The organism is Micromonospora sp. ZG13 (assembly GCF_059359355.1).
Map to the genome: position 1 here is coordinate 104,090 of NZ_JCADBQ010000003.1, position 26,157 is coordinate 130,246.

General features: G+C 75.1%; 29 protein-coding genes. 9 read left to right on the top strand and 20 right to left on the bottom strand.

Translation table 11 applies throughout. From position 1 onward, the window contains the following. The first annotated feature begins 37 nt into the window (after positions 1 to 37). Entirely contained in the window at positions 38 to 1,141 is a 1,104-nt protein-coding gene (locus tag AC5L34_RS08010; RefSeq protein ID WP_494824296.1) for a beta family protein, read from the top strand. Positions 1,142 to 1,175: 34 nt separating this feature from the next. On the opposite strand, the gene AC5L34_RS08015 is transcribed toward AC5L34_RS08010, so the two are convergent. Beyond that, on the bottom strand, positions 1,176 to 1,457 hold the full coding sequence (locus AC5L34_RS08015; RefSeq protein ID WP_089001799.1) for an adhesin: 282 nt from the start codon (positions 1,455 to 1,457) through the stop codon (positions 1,176 to 1,178). A gap of 184 nt (positions 1,458 to 1,641) precedes the next feature. Then, positions 1,642 to 2,715: an NAD(P)-binding domain-containing protein gene (locus tag AC5L34_RS08020; RefSeq protein WP_494824298.1), complete on the bottom strand. Its 1,074-nt coding sequence runs from the start codon at positions 2,713 to 2,715 to the stop codon at positions 1,642 to 1,644. Positions 2,716 to 2,850: 135 nt separating this feature from the next. Here AC5L34_RS08020 and dacB point away from each other — a divergent pair, with 135 nt between their 5' ends. Further along, positions 2,851 to 4,434, top strand: coding sequence for a D-alanyl-D-alanine carboxypeptidase/D-alanyl-D-alanine endopeptidase (gene dacB / locus AC5L34_RS08025; RefSeq protein ID WP_494824300.1), 1,584 nt, complete (start codon positions 2,851 to 2,853; stop codon positions 4,432 to 4,434). 37 nt (positions 4,435 to 4,471) lie between these two features. Here the strand turns inward: dacB and AC5L34_RS08030 are convergent, their stop codons facing one another. From AC5L34_RS08030 to AC5L34_RS08050, 5 genes are all read right to left on the bottom strand, one after another. Continuing rightward, positions 4,472 to 4,798, bottom strand: a complete 327-nt coding sequence (locus tag AC5L34_RS08030; protein ID WP_441174189.1) for a hypothetical protein — start codon at positions 4,796 to 4,798, stop codon at positions 4,472 to 4,474. Between the two features lie 161 nt (positions 4,799 to 4,959). Next, positions 4,960 to 5,304 carry a DUF1330 domain-containing protein gene (locus tag AC5L34_RS08035; protein WP_089001802.1) on the bottom strand — a complete coding sequence of 115 codons (345 nt, stop codon included), beginning with the start codon at positions 5,302 to 5,304 and terminating at the stop codon, positions 4,960 to 4,962. Positions 5,305 to 5,420: 116 nt separating this feature from the next. Then, positions 5,421 to 5,852: a nitroreductase family deazaflavin-dependent oxidoreductase gene (locus AC5L34_RS08040; protein WP_441174190.1), complete on the bottom strand. Its 432-nt coding sequence runs from the start codon at positions 5,850 to 5,852 to the stop codon at positions 5,421 to 5,423. A gap of 149 nt (positions 5,853 to 6,001) precedes the next feature. Continuing rightward, positions 6,002 to 6,934, bottom strand: coding sequence for a hypothetical protein (locus AC5L34_RS08045; RefSeq protein WP_494824303.1), 933 nt, complete (start codon positions 6,932 to 6,934; stop codon positions 6,002 to 6,004). A 175-nt stretch (positions 6,935 to 7,109) separates the two neighbouring features. After that, positions 7,110 to 7,703: a pentapeptide repeat-containing protein gene (locus tag AC5L34_RS08050; RefSeq protein ID WP_494824305.1), complete on the bottom strand. Its 594-nt coding sequence runs from the start codon at positions 7,701 to 7,703 to the stop codon at positions 7,110 to 7,112. Positions 7,704 to 7,781: 78 nt separating this feature from the next. Here AC5L34_RS08050 and AC5L34_RS08055 point away from each other — a divergent pair, with 78 nt between their 5' ends. Further along, positions 7,782 to 9,014 (top strand): serine hydrolase domain-containing protein, encoded by a 1,233-nt coding sequence (locus tag AC5L34_RS08055; RefSeq protein ID WP_494824307.1) that lies wholly within the window; start codon positions 7,782 to 7,784, stop codon positions 9,012 to 9,014. Between the two features lie 65 nt (positions 9,015 to 9,079). Here the strand turns inward: AC5L34_RS08055 and AC5L34_RS08060 are convergent, their stop codons facing one another. Then, positions 9,080 to 9,958: a hypothetical protein gene (locus tag AC5L34_RS08060; protein ID WP_494824309.1), complete on the bottom strand. Its 879-nt coding sequence runs from the start codon at positions 9,956 to 9,958 to the stop codon at positions 9,080 to 9,082. A 179-nt stretch (positions 9,959 to 10,137) separates the two neighbouring features. Between AC5L34_RS08060 and AC5L34_RS08065 the strand changes: the two genes are divergently transcribed. Beyond that, the gene (locus AC5L34_RS08065) at positions 10,138 to 10,779 is read left to right on the top strand and encodes an NAD(P)-dependent oxidoreductase (protein WP_494824311.1); all 642 of its coding nucleotides are present in this window, start codon (positions 10,138 to 10,140) and stop codon (positions 10,777 to 10,779) included. Positions 10,780 to 10,792: 13 nt separating this feature from the next. On the opposite strand, the gene AC5L34_RS08070 is transcribed toward AC5L34_RS08065, so the two are convergent. Both AC5L34_RS08070 and AC5L34_RS08075 read right to left on the bottom strand, forming a co-directional pair. Beyond that, a complete protein-coding gene (locus AC5L34_RS08070) occupies positions 10,793 to 11,257 on the bottom strand; it encodes a PPOX class F420-dependent oxidoreductase (RefSeq protein ID WP_363898277.1) in 465 nt (154 codons plus the stop codon). Positions 11,258 to 11,351: 94 nt separating this feature from the next. Continuing rightward, positions 11,352 to 11,993, bottom strand: a complete 642-nt coding sequence (locus AC5L34_RS08075; protein ID WP_089001809.1) for a DUF6642 family protein — start codon at positions 11,991 to 11,993, stop codon at positions 11,352 to 11,354. Between the two features lie 305 nt (positions 11,994 to 12,298). Here AC5L34_RS08075 and AC5L34_RS08080 point away from each other — a divergent pair, with 305 nt between their 5' ends. Continuing rightward, entirely contained in the window at positions 12,299 to 13,087 is a 789-nt protein-coding gene (locus AC5L34_RS08080; RefSeq protein WP_441174197.1) for a D-Ala-D-Ala carboxypeptidase family metallohydrolase, read from the top strand. Positions 13,088 to 13,262: 175 nt separating this feature from the next. Here the strand turns inward: AC5L34_RS08080 and AC5L34_RS08085 are convergent, their stop codons facing one another. From AC5L34_RS08085 to AC5L34_RS08095, 3 genes are all read right to left on the bottom strand, one after another. After that, positions 13,263 to 13,697, bottom strand: coding sequence for a hypothetical protein (locus AC5L34_RS08085; RefSeq protein ID WP_441174198.1), 435 nt, complete (start codon positions 13,695 to 13,697; stop codon positions 13,263 to 13,265). A gap of 99 nt (positions 13,698 to 13,796) precedes the next feature. After that, positions 13,797 to 14,522 (bottom strand): response regulator, encoded by a 726-nt coding sequence (locus AC5L34_RS08090; protein ID WP_494824658.1) that lies wholly within the window; start codon positions 14,520 to 14,522, stop codon positions 13,797 to 13,799. Continuing rightward, on the bottom strand, positions 14,501 to 15,754 hold the full coding sequence (locus tag AC5L34_RS08095; RefSeq protein ID WP_494824314.1) for a sensor histidine kinase: 1,254 nt from the start codon (positions 15,752 to 15,754) through the stop codon (positions 14,501 to 14,503). The genes AC5L34_RS08090 and AC5L34_RS08095 overlap by 22 nt, the downstream gene beginning before the upstream one ends. Before the next feature lie 134 nt (positions 15,755 to 15,888). Between AC5L34_RS08095 and AC5L34_RS08100 the strand changes: the two genes are divergently transcribed. The 4 genes from AC5L34_RS08100 (at position 15,889) to AC5L34_RS08115 (ending at position 19,876) form a co-directional block, all read left to right on the top strand. Continuing rightward, positions 15,889 to 16,785, top strand: a complete 897-nt coding sequence (locus AC5L34_RS08100) for an ABC transporter ATP-binding protein (protein WP_494824315.1) — start codon at positions 15,889 to 15,891, stop codon at positions 16,783 to 16,785. After that, positions 16,782 to 17,579, top strand: coding sequence for an ABC transporter permease (locus AC5L34_RS08105; RefSeq protein WP_441174201.1), 798 nt, complete (start codon positions 16,782 to 16,784; stop codon positions 17,577 to 17,579). Before AC5L34_RS08100 ends, AC5L34_RS08105 begins: the two co-directional genes overlap by 4 nt. Before the next feature lie 2 nt (positions 17,580 to 17,581). Beyond that, positions 17,582 to 18,325, top strand: coding sequence for a YqeB family protein (locus AC5L34_RS08110; RefSeq protein ID WP_494824317.1), 744 nt, complete (start codon positions 17,582 to 17,584; stop codon positions 18,323 to 18,325). A gap of 135 nt (positions 18,326 to 18,460) precedes the next feature. Beyond that, complete coding sequence (locus AC5L34_RS08115) at positions 18,461 to 19,876, top strand: amino acid permease (protein WP_494824319.1); 1,416 nt, start codon at positions 18,461 to 18,463, stop codon at positions 19,874 to 19,876. Here the strand turns inward: AC5L34_RS08115 and AC5L34_RS08120 are convergent. The 7 genes from AC5L34_RS08120 to AC5L34_RS08150 form a co-directional block, all read right to left on the bottom strand. Beyond that, on the bottom strand, positions 19,840 to 20,523 hold the full coding sequence (locus AC5L34_RS08120; protein WP_494824321.1) for a 4Fe-4S cluster-binding domain-containing protein: 684 nt from the start codon (positions 20,521 to 20,523) through the stop codon (positions 19,840 to 19,842). The two genes, AC5L34_RS08115 and AC5L34_RS08120, sit on opposite strands and share 37 nt — an antisense overlap. After that, a complete protein-coding gene (locus tag AC5L34_RS08125; protein ID WP_494824322.1) occupies positions 20,516 to 21,505 on the bottom strand; it encodes a ComEA family DNA-binding protein in 990 nt (329 codons plus the stop codon). Before AC5L34_RS08125 ends, AC5L34_RS08120 begins: the two co-directional genes overlap by 8 nt. Beyond that, positions 21,489 to 21,704, bottom strand: coding sequence for a DUF2997 domain-containing protein (locus AC5L34_RS08130; RefSeq protein WP_089001817.1), 216 nt, complete (start codon positions 21,702 to 21,704; stop codon positions 21,489 to 21,491). The genes AC5L34_RS08125 and AC5L34_RS08130 overlap by 17 nt, the downstream gene beginning before the upstream one ends. After that, a complete protein-coding gene (locus AC5L34_RS08135; protein ID WP_494824324.1) occupies positions 21,701 to 22,153 on the bottom strand; it encodes a hypothetical protein in 453 nt (150 codons plus the stop codon). The genes AC5L34_RS08130 and AC5L34_RS08135 overlap by 4 nt, the downstream gene beginning before the upstream one ends. 31 nt (positions 22,154 to 22,184) lie before the next feature. Beyond that, complete coding sequence (locus AC5L34_RS08140; protein ID WP_441174207.1) at positions 22,185 to 23,816, bottom strand: AAA family ATPase; 1,632 nt, start codon at positions 23,814 to 23,816, stop codon at positions 22,185 to 22,187. Positions 23,817 to 23,970: 154 nt separating this feature from the next. After that, complete coding sequence (locus AC5L34_RS08145) at positions 23,971 to 25,443, bottom strand: serine hydrolase domain-containing protein (protein WP_494824326.1); 1,473 nt, start codon at positions 25,441 to 25,443, stop codon at positions 23,971 to 23,973. Between the two features lie 146 nt (positions 25,444 to 25,589). Next, entirely contained in the window at positions 25,590 to 26,102 is a 513-nt protein-coding gene (locus tag AC5L34_RS08150; RefSeq protein WP_441174209.1) for an ArsR/SmtB family transcription factor, read from the bottom strand. Between the last annotated feature and the right edge of the window lie 55 nt (positions 26,103 to 26,157).

Genomic DNA, 26,157 nt, shown 5'->3' on the forward strand with positions numbered 1-26,157 from the left:
CCCTGTGACGGACACCGATGTCTGGCTACATTGGGGTATGGTGCCCGCCCACCGGGGCCGGGCGGCGGAACCGGTCTACCGCCCCATCCTCGCCAACCGGCGGGGCGAGCTGGAGGCGCTCGGTCATCTCGACGACGTCGTCGTGCCCCTGCTCGCCCCGGTCCTCCAGGTGTCCGCCCTGGACCGGCTCACGATCGACGTGCTCCGTCGGCTGCCCGACGGGCTGCTCACGGCCGTCGACGTCAGCGCCCTGCCCGACGCCCCCGAGACCGAACTGGCCCGTTGGGGCGTACCGCTGGTGCCGGTGATCGGGCTCGCGGACAGCGACCGGCGCCTCGTCGCGCACGGTGCCGCCGCCCGGGCCCACGCCCGGCGGGCGGTCGTCCGACTACGGGTCGGCCACGACCGCGGCGGCCCGGACGCGGCCACGGCGGCGGCGGAGCGGGTCTGGCGGTTCACCCGCCTGGTGCCCGAGCAGTGCGACCTGCTCCTCGACGCGGGCGACGTGTGCTGCCGGGCCGACGTGCGGGTGGCCGAGCCCCGCGTGCGCCGGCTGCTGGAGTGGGCCCGCCGGCACGCCTGGCGCTCGGTGAGCGTGGCGGCGGGCGGCATGCCCCCGGCGGTGTCCGCCCTGCCGACCGACGAACCGGTACGCGTCGACCGCTGGGACTGGCAGCTCTGGCAGCGCCTGGCCGACCTCGGCGTCGGGTACGGCGACTACGGCGTCGGCTCCGCGGTGCCCGGCGCCGAGCAGGAGGGCGACCGGCTCCCCACCGTCCGCTACACCACCGACGGCGCCTGGTGGGTGTACCGCTGGTCGCGGCGGGGCGGCCGCGGCGACGACCGGTTCGCGGACCTGTGCCGCACCGTCGTCTCGGCGCCGCACTGGCCGGCCGCCGGCGCGGCGTTCTCCTGGGGCGACCACGAGATCCTGCGGCGTGCCCGCAGGGGCGCCGGCGCCGGTTCCGCCAGCAACTGGGCGGCGTGGAGCACGTCGCACCACCTGGCACACGTGCTGGCCACGCTGCCGCACCCGGGACGGGAGTTCCGGCCGGGGCCGTGGCGGTCCGGTCAGGCGCCGCCGGAGCGGGGCCGCCCCGCCCGGCCGCACCGCAACGGGGAGACCCGGCGGGCCGGCTGAGCGCCGTCCCGCCGGGCACCGGTACGCACCGGCGTCACTGCTTCTCGGTGAACCCGAACTGGATGACGCCCTCGTCGTCGACGCTGGCGTCCACCGACGCGTCGCCGAGCAGCTCGGCGGCGTCGGAGTCCAGGAAGATGCGCGCGCCCTGGTTGTCGACCACGTGGTCGCCGTCGACGGGCTCGGCGACCAGCTCGACGGTGAGCGAACCCGCGTCGGTGTCGGCGGCGATCCGCACCCCGCCGTCCTCGGCGACGTCCTGCTGGTTGGCGAGGTCTCGGATGACCAGCACGGCGTTGTCGGTCATGGTGAGCATGGCGGAACTCCTCGTGGATTCTCGGATTCACGGTGCGGGACCGGGCATCGGCCCGCGGACGAGCACACGTGGGAGGCGATGGCGGGCGACGCGTACGCACGTCGCCGTCGCTCTTCGGGGCAGCTGAGGGCCCCTCCACGGCCTACGTTGCCCCCTGCCGGGGCATCCGTCAAATAGAGCGGGCTCAGTGCGCGACGCCGGCCGGGGCGAGCCGGGCGCGGATGTCGCGTACTGCCGCGCGGCCGGCCCGGTTCGCGCCGATCGTGCTCGCCGACGGGCCGTACCCGATCAGGTGAATCCGCTCGTCGGCGACCACCCGGGTGCCGTCCATCGTGATACCGCCGCCCGGGCCTCGCAGCCGCAGTGGCGCGAGATGGTCCAGCGCGGCCCGGAAACCGGTGCACCACAGGATCACGTCCGCCCGCACGAACCGCCCGTCGTCCCAGGCCACCCCGTCGGGCGTGATCCGGTCGAAGACGGGTACCCGGTCCAGCACGCCGCGCTCGCGCAGCCGGCGCAGCTCCGGCGTCAGCGGCAGCCCGGTCACCGCCACCACGCTCTCCGGCGGGCGGCCCGCGCGTACCGCCGCGTCGACCAGGGCCACCGCCGCGCGCCCCCGCTCGGGGGTGAACTCCTCGTCGCGGAAGTCGGGCGGGCGCCGGGTCACCCAGGTGGTGCCCGCGGCCACGGTCGAGACCTCGGCGAGCAGTTGCACGGCCGACGTTCCGCCGCCCACCACCACGACCCGCCGACCGGCGAACTCCGCCGGCCCCCGGTAGTCGGCCGTGTGCAGCTGCCGGCCCCGGAAGGTCGACCGGCCGGGATAGTGCGGCCAGAACGGCCGGGTCCAGGTGCCGGTGGCGTTGACCAGGGCGCGCGTGCTCCAGGAACCGTGGTCGGTGTGCACGGCCAGCCGGCCGTCGGGGCGGTCGCGCACCTCCCGGACCCGCACGGGCCGCCGCACCGGCAGGTCGAACTCGCGCTCGTACGCGGCGAAGTAGGCGCTGACCACCTCGGCCGCCGGCCGGTCGGGTCCGGCCGCCGGAAAGGGCAGGCCGGGCAGGTCGTGGAAGCCGTGCACCCGGTCGAGCCGCAGCGTGGGCCAGCGGTGCCGCCACGCCCCGCCCGGCCCGTCTCCCCCGTCGAGGATCACGAAGCCGTCCCCGGGGGCGAACCCGGCGCGGCCCAGGTGGTGGCCTGCGGAGAGGCCGGCCTGCCCGGCCCCGATCACCAGCACGTCGACGGAGCGCTCGTCCATGCCCCGTACAACACCGGCGGGCCCGCCCGGCTGCCCGCCGGAAGCGTCTCGCCGGTCACAGCCCGCCGGGTCCCCGGAAAATTTCTTTCCATCGACGGTCTTTTCTGGCAGATACCTGCATGGCAGCATCACCCCATGCATCGTCGTCTCTTCCCCCGGACGCTCGCGCTGGTGGCGCTGGTCGCCGCCGCTGCCACGGCGGGCGCGCCCACCGCCACCGCCGAGTCCCCGACCCCCGCGGCGACCCGCCTGAACGCCACCATCGACGCGATCCTCGCCGACAGCCGGCTGGCCGGGGCGCAGGCCTCGGTGGTGGTCAAGGACGCGACCACCGGGGAGACGGTCTACCACCGCAACGGCGACCGCCGGCTGGTGCCCGCCTCCAACACCAAGCTGCTGACCTCGGCGGCCGCGCTGGAACTGCTCGGGCCGGGCCACCGCTTCAGCACCGAGGTGCGCACGAGCGGCGCCCGCCGCGCGGGCCTGGTCTCCGGCAACCTCTACCTGCGTGGCGGCGGCGACCCGACCATGCTGGCCGCCGACTACGACGCGCTGGCCGCGCAGGTCGCCGAGGCGGGCGTCCGGGTGGTCACCGGCAACCTGGTGGCCGACGACACCCGCTACGACAGCACCCGCCTCGGGCCGGACTGGACCTGGGACGACGAGCCGTACTACTACGCCGCGCAGGTCTCGGCCCTGACCGTGGCGCCGGACACCGACTACGACGCGGGCACCGTCATCGTCCACGCCGCCCCCGGCCCGACCGCCGGGGCGCGACCGGTCGTCACCACCACCCCGCCCACCAGATACCTGAAGATCGACAACCGGGCCGAGACGGTCGCCGGCGGAGCGACGTCGATCTCCTTCGAGCGCGCGCACGGCAGCAACACCGTCGTGGTCACCGGGCAGATCGCGCTCGGCACCGCGCCGGAGAGCGACTGGGTCAGCGTCTGGGAGCCCACCGGCTACGCCGCCGACGTCTTCCGCTCGGCGCTGCGCCGGCACGGCGTACGGGTGCTCGGCCGCACGGTGCTCGGGCAGCCCACCCCCGAGGGCGCGGCCGAGGTGGGCCGGCACCGCTCGATGCCACTGCCCGAGCTGATGGTGCCGTTCCTCAAGCTGTCGAACAACGGGCACGCCGAGGTGCTGACCAAGGAGATCGGGCGGGTGCTCTCCGGCTCCGGCACCTGGTCGGCCGGGCTGACCGCGATCAGCGAGTACGTCGCCGACGCCGGGATGGACACCGGCACGCTGCGCCAGCGGGACGGCTCCGGGCTCTCGCGGCGCAACCTGATCCCCGCCGACGAGTTCGTGGACCTGCTCACCGCCGTCCGCGCGGAGCCCTGGTTCGACACCTGGTACGCGGCCCTGCCGGTCGCCGGCGAGGCGGACCGGTTCGTCGGCGGCACGCTACGCAGCCGGATGCGGGGCACCCCGGCGGCGGGCAACGTGCACGCCAAGACCGGCAGCCTGACCGGCGTCTCCGGCCTCTCCGGCTACGTCACCGACGCCGACGGGCGGGTGCTGGCGTTCTCGATCCTGCTCAACAACTACCTCGCCTCCTCCGTGAAGACGCTGGAGGACCAGATCGCGATCGCCCTGGCCTCGTACACGGCAAGGAGCGTGACCGGCGCGCGGGTCGCGCCCCCGGCGGCGCCGGACGCCCCCCGGGTCCCGGAGGGCCTGGAGTGCGCGTGGATCAAGCCGAACGCCTGCTGACGGGCCGGCGGGGCCCGGTGCGAGGGCCCCGCCGGCGCTAGGCGCCGGGACGGTGCGGAAGCTCGGCCGCCGGGTCGCCGCGCTCGATCAGCGCGGCGATCTCGGCGGGACGCAGGCCGCGCTGCGTCAGTACCCGGGTTCCCCAGCGGTGCAGCCGGCACGGGTGCGGGCTGGCGTCGTTGCGGCAGATCGTCCCGCCGGACCAGAGCCGGGGCGCGTGCACCACGACCGCCCGCACGGCGAACTGGGCGTCCTCGACCGTCACGTACGGCGGCATCGGGATCTCCCGGAGCACCTCCCCGGACGGCTCCCGCACGCCCCGGGGGGCCCTCGGACGGACGGTGCGGGTGGTGGTGCTGCTCATCGGTGACGCCTCCACAGGGGATGGTCGGACGTGGACAGCAGAAAGTTACGGCGGGATCGACGCGGTGCGACGGACAAACTGTCCCGAAGCGTGGACAGGGCACCGCCCGCCGTCGATCGGGCGGCGGGCGGTGGGCGACGTCGTCGGGGCGGAGCCGCCGGTCAGCCGGCCGCCCGGGCCCGCAGCCGCGCGGCCGTCCGGCTGGCGTCGTAGTCGGGGGGCACGCCGTCGACGATCAGCGTCGCGCCCGGGATGTGCCGGGTGCGCAGCGGCAGGATCTCCCGGTACGCCGGCGAGTCGTACCAGGCCCGGGCCCGCTCCACGTCGGGGAACTCGACGATGACCACGGTGCCCGGCCAGTCGCCCTCCTTGACCTCCACCTCGCCGCCGTGCACCCGGAACCGGCCGCCGAACGGGTCCAGCGTGGCCTGGATGCGCTCGATGTAGGTGAGGATGTCCTCGTTGATCGGCGCGTCGTGCAGGTGGGCGAGCGCGAACGCGGGCATGGTGCCTCCCGGGGGCCGGTGCGCCCGGCCGGATGACCGGGGCGGTACGCCGAGTCTCGCGCCGCCGCCCGCCCGACGTCGATTACCCGTGGGGTAACGACGGGCTGTCGCCCAGGTCAGGCGCGTTCGAGCACGACGACCGGGATGTCGCGGTCGGTCTTCGCCTGGTACTCGTCGTACGCCGGCCAGATGGCGGCCATCGTGGACCACATGCGCGGCTTCTCCCCCGCCGTGGCGGTACGCGCCCGCGCGGTGAAGTGCTCGGCGCCCACCTGCACCTCGACCAGCGGCTCGTCGAGCAGGTTCAGGTACCAGGCCGGGTGCTTCGGATCGCCGCCCTGCGAGGCGACGACCAGGTAGGCGTCCCCGTCGCGGCCGTAGATGAGCGCGGTGCGCCGCAGCTTCCCGCTGCGCCTGCCCCGGGTGGTCAGCAGCAGCGTGAAGACACCGGGCTGCCACTCGTGTCCCTCGGCACCGTCGGTCTCGACGTAGCGCCGGATGTGGTCGGCCACCCAGCCCTGCGGGCTGTCCAGCACCTGCTCGCTCATCGACTCTCCGTTCGCCCGCACCCACCGGTCGTCGCGCCCACGCTACTGTGGGTCACGACCGGCCGGCGGGCGAACGACGACACTGGTGCCGACGAGCCGCGACCGCCGAGGTCAGCGAGCCGTGACCGCCGAGGTCAGCGCGGCCGGGGTCAGCGCAGCGCGACCGCCTGGACCCCGACGCTGCCGCAGTCGTCGCTGAAGGCCTGCTCCACCGTCCAGGTCAGCACGAGCCGGCCGCCCTTCGGCGCCTGGAACCGGATGGTGAATTCCGTGGACCGGCTGGTGTGCCGGTCCTCGATCCGCAGGGTCCGGCTCGGACCGCCGACGGAGAGGCGGGCGTCCAGCCGGCCCCGGGCCATCCACACCCCGGCGTACAGGCGGACGGTGCGGGCCCGGCCGTCGGCGGCCACCGCGAGCGTGAAGCCACTGCCGACGCCGCACCGGTAGACCCCGTGGGACGAGCCACTCACCGAGGCGACCGGGCTGCCGTCGCGCCAACGGAAGCTCTCCTGGTTGTCGTCCCAGCCGCCGCGCCGGCCGGAGCCGCCCTCGTCGCGGATCTCGCCGGAGCCGCCGCGCTTGCGGACCGTCGAGTCCGCGCCGCGCAGGCCCCAGTGGACCCAGTCGCGACCGCCCACCGTGGTCAGGTCCACCTCGGCCGGCGCCTCGGCCATGCCGGCGTCGAGCACCGCCGGCACCGCCGGGGCGGACGTCGGCGGCGTCGGGGACGGGCTCGGCGGACGCTGCCGGGGCCGCAGCCCGGGCGAGACCAGGCCGGCGTCGAGGTCGCGCCCCTCCAGGCCGGGCAGGCCGCTCGGCCGGCCGGCACCCGCGGGCACGCCGTCGGCGCTCTGCCCGCCCGGCTCGGGGTCGCCGGCGATCAGGTACGACGCGAGGGCGACCAGGCAGACGACCACGGCCACCCCTCCGACGACCCACCGGCGGCGCTGCCGCGCCCGGACCAGTCGCCGCAGGTCGGCGCGGGTGCGCCCGGCCAGGGGGAGGAGGGGGTGGCGGGTCGGGGGCGGGGCGCCGTGCCGCGACGGCCGGATGCGCTGCCGGGTGAGGTCTTCCTCCGCCACCGACCCTCCACTCCCCACCGGCCCGGCCGGACGCGAACACCCGCCGTGGGCGTTCCCGGCCCGCACCGCCCCGCCCGTCGCGCCGGGCGGGACGGGTGTGTCCAGTTCGTCACCGGACCGTAGCGGACATCGATCGGGAACGTCGTCGCGGGTCCTGCGGGCGGGTCGGCTCCCGTCAGCGGATCTCGAAGCCCAGTGCCTGCGCGATCACGATGGCCTGCGCGGCGTCGACGATGGCCCCGGCCCGCTCCACCGCCGTCGGGTCGAGCGCCGTGAGGTCACTGCCGCGCAGGTCGGCACCGACGAGCCGGCAGCGGTGCAGCTGCGCGGCGGAGAGGTCGACGCCGGTGACCGTGGCGCCGGTCAGGTTGGCCCCGGTGAGGTCCGCCTCGCGCATCCGGACGTCGGTCAGCCGGGCCCCGCGCAGGTCGGCACCGGGCAGCCCGACGAACGACCAGTCGCCGCCGGCGACGGTCAGCGGCCGCAGGTCGCACTGGGCGAAGCTGCTGCCCACGAGCTTGCAGCCGGTGAACTGCACCTCGAAGAGGTTGCACCGCTGGAAGGTGCAGCGGGTGAAGGCCGAGTCGGTGTGCCGGGAGGAGTTGAACCGCACGTTGCCGAAGGTGCAGCCGTCGAAGACCGCGCCCCGGCTCACCGCCTCGCTGAGGTCGACGTCGAAGAAGGTGCAGCGGACGAAGTGCCGGTCCACGAGCTCCTCGCCGTACCAGTCCTCGTCGCGGAACGTCGCGTCCTCGGTCACCTCGGGCATCGGACCAGGCTACCGAGGGGCTGGGACAACTGGCGGCGGCCCTTCCGGCGCGGCGTACCGGCTAGTAGTTTCGGCGGCGTGAGTGTGGCACGCAGCATCGACCCGGACCAGATCGGCTTCGACCCGGCGCGGTTGGCGCGCATCGACGAGCACTTCGGCAGGTACGTCGACGACGGTCGCCTCGCCGGCTGGCAGGTGCTGGTCACCCGCCGCGGCGAGATCGCCCACTCCTCGACGTACGGGCTGCGCGACGTCGAGGCGGGCAGGCCCGTCGAGGCGGACACGCTCTGGCGCATCTACTCGATGACGAAGCCCGTCACCTCGGTCGCCGCGATGATCCTGTGGGAGGAGGGCCGCTTCGAGCTGACCGACGAGATCAGCCGGTGGCTGCCCGAGTTCGCCGACCTGCGGGTCTACTCCAAGGGCTCGGCCCTCAAGCCGTACACGGTGCCGGCGGTCGAGCCGATCCGGGTCTGGCACCTGCTCACCCACACCGCCGGCCTGACGTACGGCTTCATGCAGACCTCGGTGGTCGACACCATCTACCGGACCGCCGGCTACGACCTGTACCCGCCGGCGGACGTCGACCTGGCGACGGCCTGCCAGGCCTTCGGCGAGCTGCCCCTGCTGTTCCAGCCCGGCACCGCGTGGGGCTACTCGGTCGCCACCGACGTGCTCGGCCGGCTGGTCGAGGTGGTCTCCGGGCAGAGCCTGGACGCGTTCTTCGCCGACCGGATCTTCCGCCCGCTGGGCATGACCGACACGCACTGGTGGGCCGAGGGCGACGCCGCCGAGCGGCTCGCCGCCCTCTACGCGCCCGACCCGCGCACCGGCCGCGCCTTCCGCTACGACACGCTCGGCGCCCTGGCGTACGAGAAGCCGCTGCTGCTCTCCGGCGGCGGCGGCCTGATCTCCAGCGCCGCCGACTACCACCGGTTCACCCAGATGCTGCTGCGCGGCGGGGCGCTCGACGGGGTGCGCCTGCTGGGGCCGCGCACGGTGCGTTTCATGACCCGCAACCACCTGCCCGGCGGGCAGGACCTGGAGACCCTCTCGACCGGCGGCTTCGCCGAGACCACCCTCGACGGGATCGGCTTCGGGCTCGGCTTCGCCGTGGTCGACGACCCCGTCCCGAGCCGGGTGCCGAGCAGCCCCGGCGAGTACTACTGGGGCGGGGTGGCCAGCACGGCGTTCTGGGTCGACCCGGCCGAGGAGGTCACGGCCCTGTTCTTCACCCAGCTCATGCCGTCGAGCACCTACCCGATCCGGCCGCAGCTGCGGCAGCTCGTCTACTCCGCCCTGGTCGACTGAGCCGGCCGCACTCCGCCGGCGCGGGTGGGCGGCGGCACGGTCCCGGCTCGGCTCCGGTCGCCGGGTCACCGCTGCCGGCAGTCCTCCGTCCCGTCGGGGGACGTCCGGCAGTCGGTGTGCGCCCGGGCCGTGCCGGTGACCCGGAACGGGCGGCCCGCGTCGTCGATCGTGACGGTGCCGGTGCGGCCCCGCGCCGCCCAGTCCAGCTCGATCTTCCAGTCGCAGTCGCAGTCATCCGTGTAGCCGATGACGAGGAAGGTCTCGGCATCGGCCAGGGACACCCGGTACGGGAAGCGAATCTCCTTGCGCTCGTGCTCGGGGAGGCTCTGCCCGCCCTCGTCGAACATGCCGGCGGTGAGCACCGGAGGGTCCTCGTCCAGGTTCGCGTCCACCCACCGGTAGGCGGTCGGGCCGCCCCCGCCCGGAGCGGCGAACACGCCCCGCAGGGCGGGACGCCGCGTCACCGCCCGCACCCGCAGGTCGGTGAGGGTCACCTGTGCCTCGTCGACTCCCTGGACGGTGAAGTAGACGTACTGCCGGGAGGCCGGGGCTCCGGCGGCCTCCCGGGCCCACTGCGTCCAGTCGCCCGACCAGACCGGTCGGGTGGGGATGTCCGCCAGCGGCGCCTCGACCACCCAGCCGTCCGTCGGGTCGTGGCCCACGCGGACCGCGACCGTGAACGGCAGCGCGTCGGGGTCGGGCGGAGGCGGCGGGGGCGTGCCGGGTAGGAGACCCCAGGCGAGGAGCCAGGCGGTCAGCACCGCCGTGACGACGGCCGCGAGGACCCCGGCGAACCAGCGGCCGGCGGGCGGGCCGGCGGGTGAGAGCCGACGCAGCAGCGACCACAGCCGATCCGACCGGCGCGTCCCCGGTTCCTCCGCCGGTGCCGTCGACGGACCGGGGGGCACGGGCGTCTCGGCGGGCGCGTCACGTTCCTCCGTCATCGCGTCCACCCCCGCCCTCAGCGGTCACGGCCCGATACCAGTGCACCCCGACACCGGGCGAGGGCGCAAGGGCGGTTGCGCCGGCCGGTATCCCCGGTCCGCCAGCGCGCGGCGGCACCGGTCAATAGCCTGGAGACGGGCTACGTCCGCCGGGCCGGACGGGCCGGGCGGGAGGCGGTATGAGCAACATCGTCGTTTTCGGCGCGGGTGGCACCGCGGGCTCGCGGATCACCGCCGAGGCGGTCGGCCGGGGTCACCGGGTCACCGCCGCGGTGCGCCGGCCGGAGGCTACCTCGTACCTGCCACCGGCCGTCACGGTGGTGACCGGGGACGCCACCAGCGAGCGGAGCGTACGGGAGCTGGCGCCCGACACGGACGTCATGGTGGTGGCGATCGGCGGCGGCGAACACGACCTCTGGCTCGACGCGGCGCGGAACCTGGTCGGCGGCCTGCGGGGCATGCCGGGCGCGCCCCGGATCGTCCACGTGGGCGGCGGCTCGACCCTGCTCACCCCGAAGGGCACCCGTTACCTCGACGAGCCGGACTTCCCCGAGGAGTACCGCGACGCGGCACTGGGGCAGGCCGACGCCCTCGACTTCTACCGGTCCTCGGCCGACGGGGTGACCTGGACGTACGTCTCCCCGCCGCCGCTGGAGTTCCATCCGGGCGAGCGCACCGGGCACTACCGCACGGGCGGCGACGAGCCCGTGACCGACCACGAGGGTCGCTCGGTGCTCAGCTACGAGGACCTGGCGGTGGCGATCGTGGACGAGATCGAGCAGCCGCGCCATGAGAACGCCCGCTTCACCGCCGCGTACTGAGGGCGGGGGCGGGTCAGTCGGCGAGGTGGGCCGGGAAGCCGCCGGTGGCGATCGGACCCCAGGCGTCGATGGTGACCCGGATGAGCGACTTGCCCTGACGCAGCATGGCCGCCCGGTACTCGTCCCAGTCCGGGTGCTCGCCGGAGATGCAGCGGAAGTACTCCACGAGCGGTTCCAGCGCCTCCGGCAGGTCCAGCACCTCGGCGGTGCCGTCGAGGTGTACCCACGGGCCGTTCCAGTCGTCGGAGAGCACGCACGCCGACACCCGGGGGTCGCGGCGGACGTTGGCGACCTTGGCCCGCCCGGGATAGGTGGAGATCACCAACCGTCCCTCGCCGTCCACCCCGGCGGTGACGGGGGACGACTGCGGCCGGCCGTCGGCGCGGGTGGTCATCAGCACCACCCGGTGCCGCGGCCGGAGGAACTCGGTCAGCTCGGCCCGGTCGACCCGGGTGTTCGTCGCGATGCTGCGTGCCATCGTTCGTTCCTACCAGGGCGCCCGCCGCACGGCGACCGCACCGGCCTACCCGGGCGCGGTGGCCCACCGGCCACGCGGGCGCACGCGGGCGACCTCACCGGGGTCGCGGGGCGGCGCGGCGGGCGGCGGGCTGGGCGGGCACGCGGGGGCGGACCGACGGCCGCCAGGCGCGGCCGTTGGCGTAGATCACCCGGAATCCGAGGTACGAGGCGAGCGGCGCCCAGTGCGCCGAGCCCATCCGCAGCTCGGCGGCGTTGTGGCGCTGGCCGTTGGCCAGCACGTCGAGCAGGACGGTTTCGAAGGCGGCCGATTCGACCCAGTCCACCTCGCGGGTGTACCCGCAGATCAGCGCCGCCCCCGTGGCGTCGAGGAAGCCGCGCAGCACCGCGTCGGAGGCGCGCAGCACCGAACAACTGCCGAAATAGAGCCGTCGGCCTTCGCAGCGACCCGCCATCAGCTCGGCGACGTCGGCGAGCGCCACCGATTCCCAGTCGGTGAGGCAGAGCCGGCTCGGCTCGCCGTGCATGGCGAAGAAGCCGACCCGGTGGTCGGCGTACTGCTTGAGCAGCCAGCGGTCGACGAAGTAGAACAGCTCGTCGCGGGTGGCCGCGTCCTTGTGGATGAAGCGGATCTTTCCGAGCCGTTCGAGCAGTTCGAGGGTGGGCAGGACGGAGCCGCGCTCGTTGAGGTCGCGGTGCCACTGGCCCTCGATGCAGAAGACGCCACCACGTGCCATGCCGCCCCCTCCCCCGCTCCCGCCGGCGCTGACGTTACCGGGTCGGACCGGCCGGCTCACATCACCCTGCGTGTGCCCGACTGCCGCTTTCCGTGCCTTTCGCGGTCCCCTGTCGTCGAATGCCGACCCTTGGGTGTTTCGCAATTCGCGTACTGCCCAGGCAACGCCCAGGAACGGCGAATCGTGAGGACAATTCTTGTTAATTGCCGCGAACCGTCCGTCGCCCTGCCAGGGTGGAAATCACGGGACGGGCAGGCCGATGTCCCGGACGCCACCCCAATCGCACTCCTATCGGGAGGACTTCTGTGCGCGTTAACACCCTGAAACGGGCCGCTGTCGCATTCGCCCTGGCGTTGCCGGCAGCCGCTGTCGCCACGGTGGTCGCCGCGCCAGCGGCCCACGCCGACGGCTGCTACACGTGGAAGCGCAACCTCTACCAGGGACGCTCCGGCGACGACGTCCGCCAGTTGCAGATCCGGGTGGCCGGGTGGGCCGGCAACCGGGACATCGTGGAGAACGACGGTCGCTACGGACCGAAGACCGCCGCCGCCGTCAAGCGGTTCCAGTCCGCGTACGGGCTGCGCGCCGACGGCGTCGCCGGGCCGCAGACGTACGGCAAGCTCTACGACCTCCAGGACAACGACTGCACGCCGCGGCACTTCAGCTTCAGCGAGATGGACGACGGCTGCGGTCGCGGCGGCTGGAGCGGCGGTCCGCTCTCCCCCGCGCAGACCAGGCAGAACGCGCTGCGCACGATGTGGAAGCTGGAGGCGATGCGGCGCAGCCTCGGCGACAAGCCGCTCTACGTCAGCAGCGGCTTCCGCAGCCGTGTCTGCAACAGCCAGGTCGGCGGGGCGTCGGACAGCCAGCACCTCTACGGCAACGCCGCCGACCTGACCTCCCGCACCAGCTCCCTCTGCCAACTGGCCCGCGACGCGCGCAGCCGGGGCTTCAGCGGGATCTACGGGCCCGGCTACCCGGACCACGACGACCACGTGCACGTGGACTCGCGACGGGAGAACGACCGGGACGACACCCCGAACACCACCAGCTGGTCCGCGCCGGACTGCGGGATCGGCGCCGGCAACGACTGACCCGCCCGGACGGCCACGCCGGGCGACCGGGCGGCGACGGTCACCGGCGGTCGACGGGTGACGGATGAGAGGTGACGCCGGCAGGTGGCACGGCGACGCCGGCCCGGGACGCGGGATGACACCCCGTGTCCCGGGCCGGTTCCGTTCCCGGTCGTGCCGGCGGGCGTACCCCCGCTCAGCTCGCCCGGGGCCAGCGCGGCGCGGTGGTGGGGGAAGCCACCGGCCGGCCGGGGCCGGCGGGCCGGGCGCCGGGCGCGACCGCCCGCGGACCGCCCGGGTGCCCGGCGGACGCGCGGGAAGCCGGCGCGGGGCCGGTCACCGTGAACGGGAACGGCACGTGCACGAAGGGGTTGCCGTGCCGCACCAGCGCGTCGACCTGCCGCTCGTTGAGCCCGTGCCGCTCCAGCACCCGCCGGCCCCAGCGGTGCAGCCGGCACGGGTACGTCGCGCCGTCGTTGCGGCACAGCGGGCCCGCCGGCCACTCCTCGGCGGCGTGCACCACCACGGCCCGCACCGCGAGCCGGACGTCCTCGGGGGTCAGCGACGCCGGTACCGGCACCTCGCCCAGGATCTGGTCGATGGGATCCGTCGACTGCTCACCAAATCGCACGGCAGACCTCCCGCGGCTCCGGCAGCGGTGCGGCCGACCCGCCGCACCGCATCCTCGGCGACTGGTACGGCCCGGCGCGCCGAAAGGTTCAACCCCGCCTCAGACGAGGCCGGCGTCGTGCACCAGCAGGGCGACCTGGACCCGGTTGTTGAGGTCGAGCTTCACCAGCAGCCGCGACACGTACGCCTTCACGGTCGCGACGCTCATGAACAGCTCGGCGGCGATCTCCGCGTTCGTCCGGCCCCGCCCGACCGCGACCGCGACCTCGCGCTCCCGCTCGCTGAGCCCGGCGAGCTGACGCCGCGCCCGCTCCCGGCGTGGCTCCGGGCCCCCGGGCGCGCCGGGCGCGGTCACGTGGTCGATCAGCCGGCGGGTGACCGCCGGGGAGAGCGTCGCCTCCCCCGCCGCCACCCGGTGCACCGCCCGCACGATCTCGGCCGGCGGGGTGTCCTTGAGCAGGAAGCCGCCGGCCCCCGCCCGCAGCGCCCGGAGCACCTGCTCGTCGGCGTCGAAGGTGGTCAGCACCAGCACCTCCGGCGGGTGCGGCGACGCGCGCAGCGCCTCGGTGGCCGCGAGGCCGTCGACCCGGGGCATCCGGATGTCCATCAGCACCACGTCGGGCGCGCAGGCGGCCACGGCGGCGGGCACCTCGCCGCCGTCGGCGGCCTCCCCGACGACGAGCAGGTCCGGCACGCCGCCGAGGATCATCGACAGCCCGGCGCGCACCAGCGCGTCGTCGTCGACGATCAGCACCCGCACCGGCCGGTCGGCGGTGGGGCCCGGCCCACCCCCGCCCGGCCCGGTCACGCCGGCCACGGCAGCCAGGCGGCCAGCCGGAAGTCGCCGGAGTCGTCCCGCCCGTACTCCAGCCGGCCGCCGGCCAGGCTGACCCGCTCGGCGATGCCGACCAGGCCCGTGCCGGCGCCGGGGATCGCCGGGTCGGCGACGCCGCCGACCGGCCACCGGTTGCGTACCTCCACGGTCAGCCCGTCACCGGGTGCGCCGGCGACGTCGACGGTGACGGCCGCCCCGACGGCGTGCTTGCGGGCGTTGGTCAGGCCCTCCTGCACGATGCGGTAGACGCTGCGCCCCACCGCCGCGGGCACCTGCTCCCCCGCCGTGACCACGTCGCGGACACCGACCCGCACCCCGGCCGCCCGCGACTCCTCGACGAGCGCGGGCAGGTCGCCCAGGGTCGGCTGTGGGCGCTCCGGGTCCTCCTCGGTGACGGTCTCCGCGCGGAGCACCCCGATCACCTCGCGCAGGTCCTGCAGCGCGGCGTGGGCGCTGCCCCGGATCACCCCGGCCGCCCTCGCCACCTCCCCCGGCGGCGCGTCCGGCCGGAACTCCAGCGCGCCGGCGTGCAGGCTGAGCAGCGAGATCCGGTGCGCCAGCACGTCGTGCATCTCCCGGGCGATGCGGGTGCGCTCCAGGTGCCGGGCCTGCGCCACCCGCAACTGCTGCTCCGCCTCGGCCCGCTCGGCGCGCTCGCGCAGCGACACGACGAGCTGCCGCCGCGCCCGGACGAACATCCCCCACGCCAGCACGCAGAGGCTGATCACCACTCCCCAGAGCGTCGTCGCCCAGTACGGCATCTGGGGGTCCGGGCGCAGGTAGCTGAAGGCGAAGTTGGTGACCAGACCGGCGGCGGTCACCCCGAGCGCGACAGCCGTACGACGGTGCACCACGGCCGTGAAGTAGAAGATCAGCAGCGGGACCGCTGACGCCATCGAGAACACGGTCAGCGGCAGGGTCGCCACCGTCAGCCCCAGCGGCCAACGGCGGCGCGCCCAGATCAACGCGCAGCAGACGAGGCCGAGCACGGCGTCGACCGGGACCATCCAGCGCTGCGGCAGCGGGGTGGCGAACTCGGGGTCGGGCGACGCCGCGTCGGCCGTGGCGAGCAGGACCCAGCCGAGGGAGAGCAGGAAGCAGAGGCAGTCCACCACCCAGTCGCGGGTGGTGCGCCGCGGCAGCCGCCCGGCCCGGGCCGTCGGGTCGACGCTCAGCGCCCCCGGCAGCAGCCAGGGGTGCTCCGGTACGGCGGCACTGGTCACGCCCGCAATGCTAGGCAGCCCCACGACGGGCCGACCAGCTACCAAAGTCGAGACCAGGGTGTCGACCAAGGTAGCCACCGGACTGCACCGTCGGCCGCAGCGCACGGCCGGGTGGCTCCGGCAGCGTGACCGGCATGATCGACGTGGAACACCTCACCAAACGGTACGGGCGGCACACGGCCGTCGACGACGTGTCGTTCCGCTGCGGGCCGGGCACCGTCACCGGCTTCCTTGGGCCCAACGGCGCCGGCAAGTCCACCACCATGCGGATGATCTGCGGCCTCACGCCGCCCAGCGGCGGCGGCGCCACGGTCGGCGGCCGGCCGTACCGGGAACTGCCGAACCCGGGACGCGAGGTGGGCGTGCTGCTGGACGCCTCGGCGCAGCACGCCGGGCGCACCGGGCGGGAGGCGCTGACCGTGGCCGCCGCCACGATGGGGGTGGACCGTGGGCAGGTGGCCACCAAGCTCGACCTGGTCGGGCTGAACGAGGTCGCGGCCGGGCGCCGGCTGCGGGCGTACTCCCTGGGGATGCGCCAGCGGCTCGGCCTGGCGCACGCCCTGCTGGGCGACCCCCGGGTGCTGATCCTCGACGAGCCGGCCAACGGCCTGGACCCGGAGGGGATCTTCTGGATGCGCGGCCTGCTGCGCGACTTCGCCGACCGGGGCGGCACCGTGCTGCTCTCCTCCCACCTGCTGCGCGAGGTGGAGGCGGTCGCGGACCGGCTGGTGGTCATCGGGGGCGGCCGGATCGTGGCCCAGGGCGACAAGGCCGAACTGCTGGCCGGCGGCGGGACGCTGGTCCGGGCCCGCGACGGCGTGGCGCTGCGCGGCGCGCTGGAGCGGTCCGGGCTGGCCGTCACCGAGGGCACCGAGGGGCTGCTGGTGCACGCCGACGCCGGGGCCGTCGGGCAGGCCGCCGCCGACGCCGGCGTCGCCCTCACCGAGCTGCGGGCAGCCGGCAGCGGCGGCCTGGAGCAGCTCTTCCTCACCCTGACCGCCGGCGCGTCGACCCAGGAGGCCGTCCGATGAGCACCACCACCACCGCCAGCCCGCCCACCGCCGCCGCCACCCCCGGCCATCCGGGCGTACGCCGGCCGTCGCTGCTCCGGCTCACCGGGGTGGAGCTGCGCAAGCTCGTCGACACCCGGGCCGGGCTCTGGTTGCTGATCACCATCGGGCTGCTGGCCGCCGCCCTCGTGGTGGTCCAGTTGATCTGGGCGGACGACGCCGCGCAGACCTTCGACAACTTCTTCGTCCCCTCGATGCTGCCGATCGGCCTGCTGCTGCCCGTGCTGGGCATCCTGTCGATCACCGGGGAGTGGTCGCAGCGTACGGCGCTGACCACGTTCGCCCTGGTGCCCCGCCGGGGCCGGGTGATCGTCGCGAAGCTGGCCGCGATGGTGCTGGCGGCGCTGGCGTCGGTGCTGGTGAGCCTCGGCGTGGCCGCCGCCGGCACGCTGGTCGCCGGGGTCACCGGCGGCGCCGGCAGCTGGCGCCTGGAGTGGGCCCTGGTGTTGCACGCCGTGGTGCTCCAGGTGGCCAACGTGCTGATGGGGGCCGGCTTCGGCCTGCTGCTGCTCAACACCCCGCTGGCGATCGTCGGGTACCTGCTGCTGCCGACCCTCTGGTCGATCCTGGGCGAGATGATCCGGCCGCTGCGTGGCCCGGCGGGCTGGCTCGACACGGGCCGGACCATGGAGCCGCTGCTCACGCCGGACGTGACCGCCGGGCAGTGGGGACGGTTCGCCGTGTCGCTGCTGGTCTGGCTGGCCGTTCCACTGGTCGCGGGGCTGATCCGCACGCTGCGGCGCGAGGTGTCCTGACGGTGGACGGCTACGGCGCACCCACCGTCGTCGACGGCGGCGCGGCGGAACTGGCGATCCTCTGGGGCGGCTTCCCGGCGCTCGGCGCGGGCGCGGGGTGGCTGCTCGTCACCGGCGCGGAGTGGGTCGCCGGGCTGCCCTGGGCCCCGGCGCGGGACCTGTTCGAGGTGGTCGCCCGGCTACCGGACCCGCAGGCCGGCATCGGCGGAGTGGCCCTGGGCACGCTGGGCGGCCTGCTGGTCGCCGCCGTGGGCACCGCCGAACGCCTCGCCGTCAGCGTCGACACCGAACGCGTACGGCTGCGTCGCGACCGCGCGGACCGGGAGGTCGGGCGGCGGGCGGTGCGCGCGGTCTTCGTCGACGGCAAGGACCTCGTGCTGCTCGGCGCGGACGACCAGGAACTGCTCCGGGAGCGTTCGGACCTGGCCGCCGCCCGGCTGCGCGACGCGTTCCGCGCGCACGGCTGGCCGTGGACCGACGGCGACCCGCACCGGGACGCGTACCGGCGGTGGGTGCCGGGCCTGCCCGGGCTGCCGACCGGCGCGGACGCGCTGCTGCGGGCCCGGCAGCGCGCGCTCGACGCCGACCGGGGCGGCGAGGCCCGGGAGCTGCGCGGCGAGCTGGGCCGCGCGGGGGTGGTGATCCGCGACGACGGGCGACGGCAGTACTGGCGGCTGACCCGGGCCGCCCCGCGTCCCCGACCGGAGGACGCGGCTTCGGCCGAGCCGGAGGTCGACGGCCGGTAGCGGCCCGCGTCGCAACCCGGCCCGGGTGTCCTCGTTGGAGATTTACCGGCGTCGTTGCCGGGTACCCGCATGGGCATCGCAGCCGGCGGGTCGGGCACGCCGGACGGGTCGGGAAGGGGGACGACGATGACCTCCATGGGAAGGACGACGGGCGGCGGCGGCACGGGGATCTTCCGTCGCAAGCCGGTCGAGGAGATCGCCGACGAGACCGGTGACGGGCTGGCGCGCTCCCTCGGGCTCTGGCAGCTCACCGCCATCGGGGTGGGCGGCATCATCGGCGCGGGCATCTTCGCCCTGGCCGGCGCCGTCGCGAGCGAGACGGCCGGCCCGGCCGTGCTGGTGTCGTTCCTGATCGCCGGGCTGGCCAGCGCGGCGGCGGCCCTGTCGTACGCCGAGTTCGCGGGCATGATCCCCAAGGCCGGCTCGGCCTACACCTACGGCTACGCGGTGCTCGGTGAGGCGGTGGGCTGGTTCATCGGCTGGGACCTGCTGCTGGAGTACACCGCGATCGTGGCCGTCGTGGCGATCGGCATCTCCGGCTACTTCTCGTTCCTCGTGGGCGAACTGGGGGCGGACCTGCCCGCCTGGATGCTGGGCGCCCCGGGCACCGGCGAGGGGCGGGTGGTCGACCTGTTCGCGGTGATCCTCTGCCTGTTCATCGCCTTCCTGCTGAACCTGGGGATCAAGTCCGCCGCCCGCTTCGAGACGATTGTCGTCGGGCTGAAGATCGCCGTGGTGCTGTTGGTCGTCGTGGTCGGCTTCTTCCACATCCGCACCGAGAACTACTCGCCGTTCTTCCCCTTCGGGGTGGGTGGGGCGTTGACCGGCGCGGCCACGGTCTTCTTCGCCGTGTTCGGCTACGACGCGATGAGCACCGCCGCCGAGGAGTCGAAGGACGCCCGCCGGCACATGCCCAAGGCGATCATCTACTCGCTGGCGATCTCGATGGTCCTCTACGTGCTGGCCACGCTGGTGCTGACCGGCATGCAGAACTACCGGGACATCGACCCGGAGAGCGGCTTCTCCTCGGCGTTCGCCTCCGTCGGGCTCTCGGGCCTGGCCAGCGTGATCGCCGTCGGCGCGATCATCGGCATCCTCACCGTGATGTTCACCTTCATGCTCGGCGTCACGCGGGTGTGGTTCTCGATGAGCCGGGACGGTCTGCTGCCGGGCTGGTTCGCCAAGCTGCACCCGGTCCGCCGGGTGCCGAGCCGGGTCACCTGGATCGTCGGCGTGGGCTCGGCCCTGATCGCCGGCTTCCTGCCGATCCGGGAGGCGGCGGAGCTGACCAACATCGGCATCCTGCTGGCCTTCGTGGTGGTCTGCGTCGCGGTGATCGTGCTGCGCTACCGCCGCCCGGACGCGCCGCGTACCTTCCGGCTGCCCGGCATGCCGGTGGTGCCGGCGCTGGGCGCGGCCTTCTCCCTCTGGCTGATCACCTACCTGGCGCCGGAGACGTGGCTGCGCTTCGCCGTCTGGTTCGTGCTCGGCGCGATCATCTACGCCCTCTACGGCTACCGACGCTCGGCGCTGGCCCGCCGCCGGGGCTGAGGGCGGGCCACCGACGCCAGCAGCTCGTCGAGGGCGTCGACCTCGGCCCAGCCGTTCACCGCCACGCGGCCGGCGGCGTCGACGGTCACCTCGACCCGGTCGGGGCTGCGCGACACCTCGTCGAGCAGGCCCGGGAAGCGGCCGTCGAGCAGCACGAACTCCTGGTTGGTGGAGCCCACCCAGGGCCGCCGGGTGTCGATCCGGTCGGCCAGGAACGGCCCGGCGACGAGGAGGTCGGTCGCCGCGAGCAGCGCCGCGACGTCGTCGCGGCCCGCGTCGACCGCGCGACGCAGCCGGGCCGTGGTGTAACCGGTGAAGGTCATCACCGAACGACCGGCGGCGCGTACCCCGGCGGCGACGACCGCCAGCGGGGCGGCCTGGTCGAAGGGCTCGCCGCCCAGCAGCGTCAGCCCCTCGGTGCCGGCGTCGAGCACCCGGCGCACCAGGTCGGCGGGGGCCACCCGCTCCCCGCCACGGAAGGTCCACATATGCGGGTTGAAGCAGCCGGGGCAGCGGATCTCGCAGCCCTGCACCCAGACGGCCGTCCGCTCGCCCGGCCCCTCGGCGCGGGTGGCGGCCAGGAAGCGGGCCACCGCCACCGTCCGCGCGCCGGCCGACGGGCGGGGCGCGGGACCGTCGTCAGACATCGAGGACCCGGCCGGGCGGCGGCTGCCCGGGCGCCGGCCCGGCGGGCGGGACGCAGTCCAGGGTGTCGCGCAGGCGCGCGTACTCGTGGGGGGCCAGGTTGGCGGCGGCGGCGAACTCGGCCAGGCTGCCGAAGGACCCGCGCCGCTCCCGCTCGGCCAGGACCTGCCGGGCGCGCTGCGGGTCGAAGCCGGGCAGCGCGGCGAGGGCCTCCGGCCCGACCGTGTTGACGTCGACCTTCCCGGACTCCCCGTCGGCCCACGGGTCCGACGGCGGCGCGAGCGGCTCGGACCCGAAGGAATCGACCGGCTGGTACGGCACCATCGTCGGATCGGCCGCCGGCGGCGGATACCCGGCCGGCGCGGGCGGCTGTCCCACCGGCGACCCGGGCGGCTGGGCCGCCGGCCCGAACGGCTGGGGCGGGTACGGCGACGCGGCCTGCGGGTAACCGGCCGACGGGGGTGGGTAGGCGGCCGACGGGTACGGGGACGGGGACGGGTACCCCGCCGGTGAGCTGGGCGGGTACGTCAGCGTCATGCCCGGATAGGGGGCGGGCACCGGACCGGCGGGAGCCGCCCGGGGCAGCGGGGCCAGCGGGTACGCCCCGCCCGGCCACGCCGCCGCCGACCTGGCGCGGCGGTGCGTGAGCCAGCGCAGCCACGCCGGGTTGATCAGCGCGGCGTGCAGGATGCTGGACGCCCAGACGGCCAGGAGCACACCGACCGCCCAGTCGCTGACGGCGCTCTCCTTGTCCGACTCGCCGACGAGCATGAACGCCGTCCAGCCCACCACGGCGTAGACGATGCCGGGAATCCACCACGCCGCGCGGCGGGCCCGCACGCCCACGTAGATGAACCCGAAGCCGCCGAGGCAGCTGCACCCGAGGACGGGCAGCAGCAGCCACCAGCTCTGCAACACCTGCCAACTGGCGCTCGGCCTCGGCACGGCCGGGGGCGGCCAGCCGGGGCTAGGCGCGTTCGACATCGCGCTCCTCCTGCCGTGCGGGCACGGCGGCGCGCTCGTGGTCGGCGGTGTACGCGCTGCGTACCGTGCGGGCCGCCAGCAGGTCCTCCAGCACGGCGACGTAGTCGAGGCAGCCGTCGCCGAGCACGTCCCGGGTCTCGGCGCTCACGACGCCCTCGCTGGTCACGGTGACCACGATCCGTGGCTGCCGCGCCGTCACGACCGGCCCTCGACGGCGAACACCAGCCGGACGCTCGCGTCCTCGGCGACCTCTTCGGACTCCAGGCGCAGCCCGGCGGCGGGGGCCTGCTCGCGCAGCCGCTCCAGCACCGCCCGTTGGACCTGCCGCCCGTACGCGGCGTCGATCGCCCGGACCGCCTCGACGGCCCGCTGCTCGTCGACCTCGCCCGTGAAGTGGGCCGACCAGATGCTGTCCTCACCGCGCCGGAAGCCGGCCCGCACGTCGGCCCAGTCCGCGACGATCGCGTCGGGCTCGGCGGTGACCACCGCGGCGGTGTCGCGCAGCGCGGCGACGAGCAGCGTCTCGTCCCGCATCCGCGTCTGCACCTCGCAGACGACGTGGCCCTGCCCGTCCCGCCCGGCGGTGGCGGCGTGGGTCGCGGCGACGGCGGCGACGGCCAGCGGCAGGAGTATCAGTGAGACGCTCATCGGGACCCTTCCGTTCGTGTCGACGCCCACACTAGAACTCGACCGCCCGTCCGCCCTGACCCCGCTGCGGCCCCGGGCCGCCGGGCCGGGACCCGCCGGGACGGCCACCGAGATCCCAGTCCTCGGCGGCGGTGGCGGCGACGGCGCGGGCGTCGGCCCAGGAGCGTACGGCGTCGATGCGTTCCGCCTGGGTGACGCTGAGCGGCACCATGGCGACCAGGGCCCGGATCAGGTCGTCGCGGCGCAGTGGACGCCGTTCGGCGAAGGCGTCGAAGAGCCCCCCGACGACGGCCTGCTCGATCTCGGCCCCCGAGTACCCCTCGCTGAGCCCGGCCAGCTCGCCGAGCAGGGCGTCGTCGGGCGTCAGGGCGCCGGCGACGGCCGGGTTGCGCAGCCGCCGGGCGAGGTGCACCCGCCAGATCGACGCGCGCTCCGCGCGGGTCGGCAGGTCGACGAAGAAGATCTCGTCGAAGCGCCCCTTGCGCAGCAGTTCCGGGGGCAGCCGTTCGAAGTCGTTGGCGGTCGCGATGACGAAGACGGGCCGGGACTTCTCCTGCATCCAGGTCAGGAAGGAGCCGAAGACCCGGGCGGAGGTGCCGGAGTCGTTGGCCCCGCCGACGAAGCCCTTCTCGATCTCGTCGACCCACAGCACGCAGGGGGCGGTCGCCTCGGCGGTCCGGATGGCGGTGCGCATGTTCTGCTCGCTCGACCCGACGAGCCCGGCGAAGACGCGTCCGACGTCCAGCCGCAGCAGCGGCAGGCCCCAGGCCGAGGCGATGGCCTTCGCGGTCAGCGACTTGCCGCAGCCGGGCACGCCGGTGATCAGCACGCCCCGGGGGGCGGGCAGCCCGTACGCCGCCGCCTCGGCCAGCCAGGAGCCGTCCCGCTTGGCCAGCCAGCGCTTCAGGTTCTCCAGCCCGCCGACGTCGGCGAGGTCGACCGCGGCGTCGACGAACTCCAGCAGCCCCGACTTGCGTACGGTCTGCCGCTTCTCCTCGTGCACCACGGCGAGGTCGCCGCCGTCGAGCACGCCGTCGTTGACCATGGCCCGGGCGAACGCGTTCTCCGCCTCGTGCAGGGTGAGCCCGAGGGCCGCCTTGGCGAGCCGCTCCCGGCCGAGGTCGTCCAGCGCGATCCGGATCCGGCCGGTCGCGGAGTTGGCGGCGATCATGCCGTCCAGCACCCGCCGGATCTCCGTCTCGGTGGGCAGCGGGAAGTCGACGATCGTCACGTCCTTCTCCAGTTCCACCGGGATGTGCAGCACCGGCGAGACCAGGACGAGGGTGCGCGGCACCGGGCCGGCCTTGAAGGCCGCCACCACGTCCCGCAGCCGGCGGATGACGCCGGGGGTGCCGGGCCGGTCGCCGCTGCCGTGCGCGGGATGCAGGTCCTTGAAGATCAGCACGCTGGGCTGGTCGACGCGCAGCGCCACGGCCAGCGCGTCGTCGGGGTCGGTGGTGCCCTTGCGGGTGGTGCCGTCGGGCTGCACGAGGCCCGTCGTCAGCGACCAGGCCCACACCGCCCGGGGCGTACGGACGAGGGTGGCGTCCCGGGCGACGGCGCAGACCTCGGCGACCACCCGCTGTTCCTCGGACGACTCGACGTAGAGGACCGGGAAGCGCGCCTTGAGCAGCTGCGACAGCGTGTCGCGGAACGGCACCACACGCGCCCCCTTCCCCCGGACCGCAGAGCGACGCGACTCTAACAGCCCCACCCGCCCCCGGCCCGGGCGTCGATCACGAGGTCGTCGGCGCGTACCCCGGCGTCTCCCCCGCCGACCTCGTGACCGCCGTGCGCCCGTCCGCCGGGCGCGGGGTTCAGGGGCGGGCGATGATCATCACGGCCAGGGCCGCCAGGAGGGCGGAGAACGCCGCCGAGGTCAGCCGCCGCCACGGCGGGGCGCCGGCCAGCGGCGGCAGCCCCCGCCAGCGGTACGCGGCCAGCACGATCCCGGCCGCCGAGAGGCCGGCGCCGAGCGGCCAGAGCCAGCCGGGCACCACCGACCAGTTGCCCAGCCGGTGCCCGAGGCCGAGGTAGAGCACCGCCCAGGCGACGGCGGGCGCCAGGGTCAGCCGGTCGGGAGCCCGGCGGACGGCGCCGAGCAGGCTCAGCCCGCCGAGGAAGGTGAACACCACCGCGAGCCCCGCGGTGATCCAGACGGGCAGCGGCGGGCCGTCGCCGTCGGCGTCCCGCGCCGGTACGCCGAGCAGCCGCAGGGCGATCGGCTCGACGCCCTTGTCGGTGTTGCCGAGCACCACCACGCCCCGCCCGGTGGCCCGCTCGAAGCCGAGGTAGGTGCGGAAGCCGCCGGTGCCGCCGTTGTGCCAGACGATCTCGCGGTCGCCGTACCGGGTGGTGAACCATCCGTAGCCGATCCGGTTGCGGTCGTCCTCGGTGAAGCGCGGGGTGGCGGCGTCGGCGCCGGGGGCGGTGCCGGCGAGCGTCGCGCCGAGCAGCCGGGCCAGGTCCCCGGCGGTCGACCAGGGGCCGACTCCCGCCGGCGCGTAGCCGTCGGCGACCCAGGGCTCGGCCGGGCGACCGCCGGCCGTCGAGCCCTCGGCGTGTCCGGGCGGCAGGGCGTCGGCGTCGGTCGCCACCACGGTCGACGTCATGCCGAGCGGTCGCAGCAGCTCCCGGTCGAGCAGCTCCGGGTACGACGTGCCGGCCCGGGTGGCGAGCGCCTGCCCGAGCAGGGCCACCCCCAGGTTGGAGTAGTGGACCTCGCCGCGCCCGTCGCCGGGCTCTTCGCTGCCGGCGGCGTCGACGAGCCGACGCGCGTCCCGACCGGCGTACGGGTTGCCGCCGGTGACGTTCGCCCACCAGGTGTCGACCACGTCCCCGACCGAGGTGACCGCGAGCCGGGGCAGGCCGGAGCGGTGGCTGGCCAGCTCGGCGAGGGTGACCTCGCGGGCGGGCCCGGTCAGCGCGGGCATCAGGGCGCCGGCCGGCTCGTCGGGGCGTACCGCGTTGGTCGCGACCTGCCGGGCGAGGAGCATCCCGGTCATCGCCTTGGTGATCGAGCCGATCTCGAACGGGGTGCCCGGTTCCACCGGCCCACCGGCCGGGTCGCGGTCGCCCAGGCCGGCGGTGCGGACGAGGCCGTTCTCCAGCACGGCGACGGCGAGGCCACGGTGGCCCTCCGGGTCGGGCACCGCCGCGCGGACGTCGGCGGCCAGCGCGGCGTCGCCGGTGCTCTGCCCGCCCAGTCGGGGCGCGCGCGGCATGATCCCGATGGCCGCGACGGCGGCGACGAGGCCGACGACCAGGGCGAGGGCGGTTGGCTTACGCATTGGTGCTTCCCTCCGTCGGGGGCTTTCGGCGGGTCGGCACCCACCGGGCCCGGCGAGGCGTCAACCGGGCGACGGCGGTGGGCGGCGGGTCAGCGGCGGGCGACGGCGGTGCGGCGGTCAGCGGAGTGCGGCGCCGGTGCGGCGGGTCAGCGGCGGGCGGCGGTGAGGATGGCCAACAGCGGCACGACCCGTTCGGCCGTGACGGCGTAGCGGCCCCGGCCGGCGCTGTGCAGCCAGCCGGCGGCGGTGAGCTGGCGCAGGTGGTGGTGCAGTTGGCCGGTGGTGCCCAGGCCCTCGATCTCGGCCAGCTCGCCGGTGCCGTGCCGGCCGCCGAGGATCTCCCGCAGCAGGCGCAGCCGCACCGGATGCGCCAGGGCGCTCAGCACGCCGGCCAGCTCCGTCCAGTCGCCCGCGAGCACGTCGTCGACCATGCGCCCGTACTGCCAGTCGTAGCGCTGGTCGTCGAGGCGGACGGTGCCGGTGTAGAGCACCGCGCCGCCGCCGTCGGCCGGAATCCGTTGTTTCAGCCCGTCGAGCGCCCAGAAGACGTCGCCGGCCGCCGGCGCCGCCTCGACCGGGGGCGTCGCCGCCCCGAAGCGCTCCATCAGGGCGGCGACCTGCGCCTCCAGCGCACTCAGCCGTTCCTCGATCTCCGCCACACGTCGATAATACGAACATACGTATTTACGAGCAAGAGCGGGTCCCGGAGCGGGT

Excerpts from the sequence above, each read along its gene's own strand:
- AC5L34_RS08060 (WP_494824309.1), bottom strand. The coding sequence starts at position 9,958 with ATGACGGAGGAACGTGACGCGCCCGCCGAGACGCCCGTGCCCCCCGGT.
- AC5L34_RS08030 (WP_441174189.1), bottom strand. The coding sequence starts at position 4,798 with ATGAGCAGCACCACCACCCGCACCGTCCGTCCGAGGGCCCCCCGGGGC.
- AC5L34_RS08135 (WP_494824324.1), bottom strand. The coding sequence starts at position 22,153 with ATGAGCGTCTCACTGATACTCCTGCCGCTGGCCGTCGCCGCCGTCGCC.
- AC5L34_RS08050 (WP_494824305.1), bottom strand. The coding sequence starts at position 7,703 with ATGCCCGAGGTGACCGAGGACGCGACGTTCCGCGACGAGGACTGGTAC.
- AC5L34_RS08040 (WP_441174190.1), bottom strand. The coding sequence starts at position 5,852 with ATGAGCGAGCAGGTGCTGGACAGCCCGCAGGGCTGGGTGGCCGACCAC.
- AC5L34_RS08115 (WP_494824319.1), top strand. The coding sequence starts at position 18,461 with ATGGGAAGGACGACGGGCGGCGGCGGCACGGGGATCTTCCGTCGCAAG.
- AC5L34_RS08125 (WP_494824322.1), bottom strand. The coding sequence starts at position 21,505 with ATGTCGAACGCGCCTAGCCCCGGCTGGCCGCCCCCGGCCGTGCCGAGG.
- AC5L34_RS08065 (WP_494824311.1), top strand. The coding sequence starts at position 10,138 with ATGAGCAACATCGTCGTTTTCGGCGCGGGTGGCACCGCGGGCTCGCGG.
- AC5L34_RS08070 (WP_363898277.1), bottom strand. The coding sequence starts at position 11,257 with ATGGCACGCAGCATCGCGACGAACACCCGGGTCGACCGGGCCGAGCTG.
- AC5L34_RS08020 (WP_494824298.1), bottom strand. The coding sequence starts at position 2,715 with ATGGACGAGCGCTCCGTCGACGTGCTGGTGATCGGGGCCGGGCAGGCC.
- AC5L34_RS08015 (WP_089001799.1), bottom strand. The coding sequence starts at position 1,457 with ATGCTCACCATGACCGACAACGCCGTGCTGGTCATCCGAGACCTCGCC.
- AC5L34_RS08100 (WP_494824315.1), top strand. The coding sequence starts at position 15,889 with ATGATCGACGTGGAACACCTCACCAAACGGTACGGGCGGCACACGGCC.
- AC5L34_RS08035 (WP_089001802.1), bottom strand. The coding sequence starts at position 5,304 with ATGCCCGCGTTCGCGCTCGCCCACCTGCACGACGCGCCGATCAACGAG.
- AC5L34_RS08120 (WP_494824321.1), bottom strand. The coding sequence starts at position 20,523 with ATGTCTGACGACGGTCCCGCGCCCCGCCCGTCGGCCGGCGCGCGGACG.
- dacB (WP_494824300.1), top strand. The coding sequence starts at position 2,851 with ATGCATCGTCGTCTCTTCCCCCGGACGCTCGCGCTGGTGGCGCTGGTC.
- AC5L34_RS08105 (WP_441174201.1), top strand. The coding sequence starts at position 16,782 with ATGAGCACCACCACCACCGCCAGCCCGCCCACCGCCGCCGCCACCCCC.
- AC5L34_RS08010 (WP_494824296.1), top strand. The coding sequence starts at position 38 with ATGGTGCCCGCCCACCGGGGCCGGGCGGCGGAACCGGTCTACCGCCCC.
- AC5L34_RS08145 (WP_494824326.1), bottom strand. The coding sequence starts at position 25,443 with ATGCGTAAGCCAACCGCCCTCGCCCTGGTCGTCGGCCTCGTCGCCGCC.
- AC5L34_RS08075 (WP_089001809.1), bottom strand. The coding sequence starts at position 11,993 with ATGGCACGTGGTGGCGTCTTCTGCATCGAGGGCCAGTGGCACCGCGAC.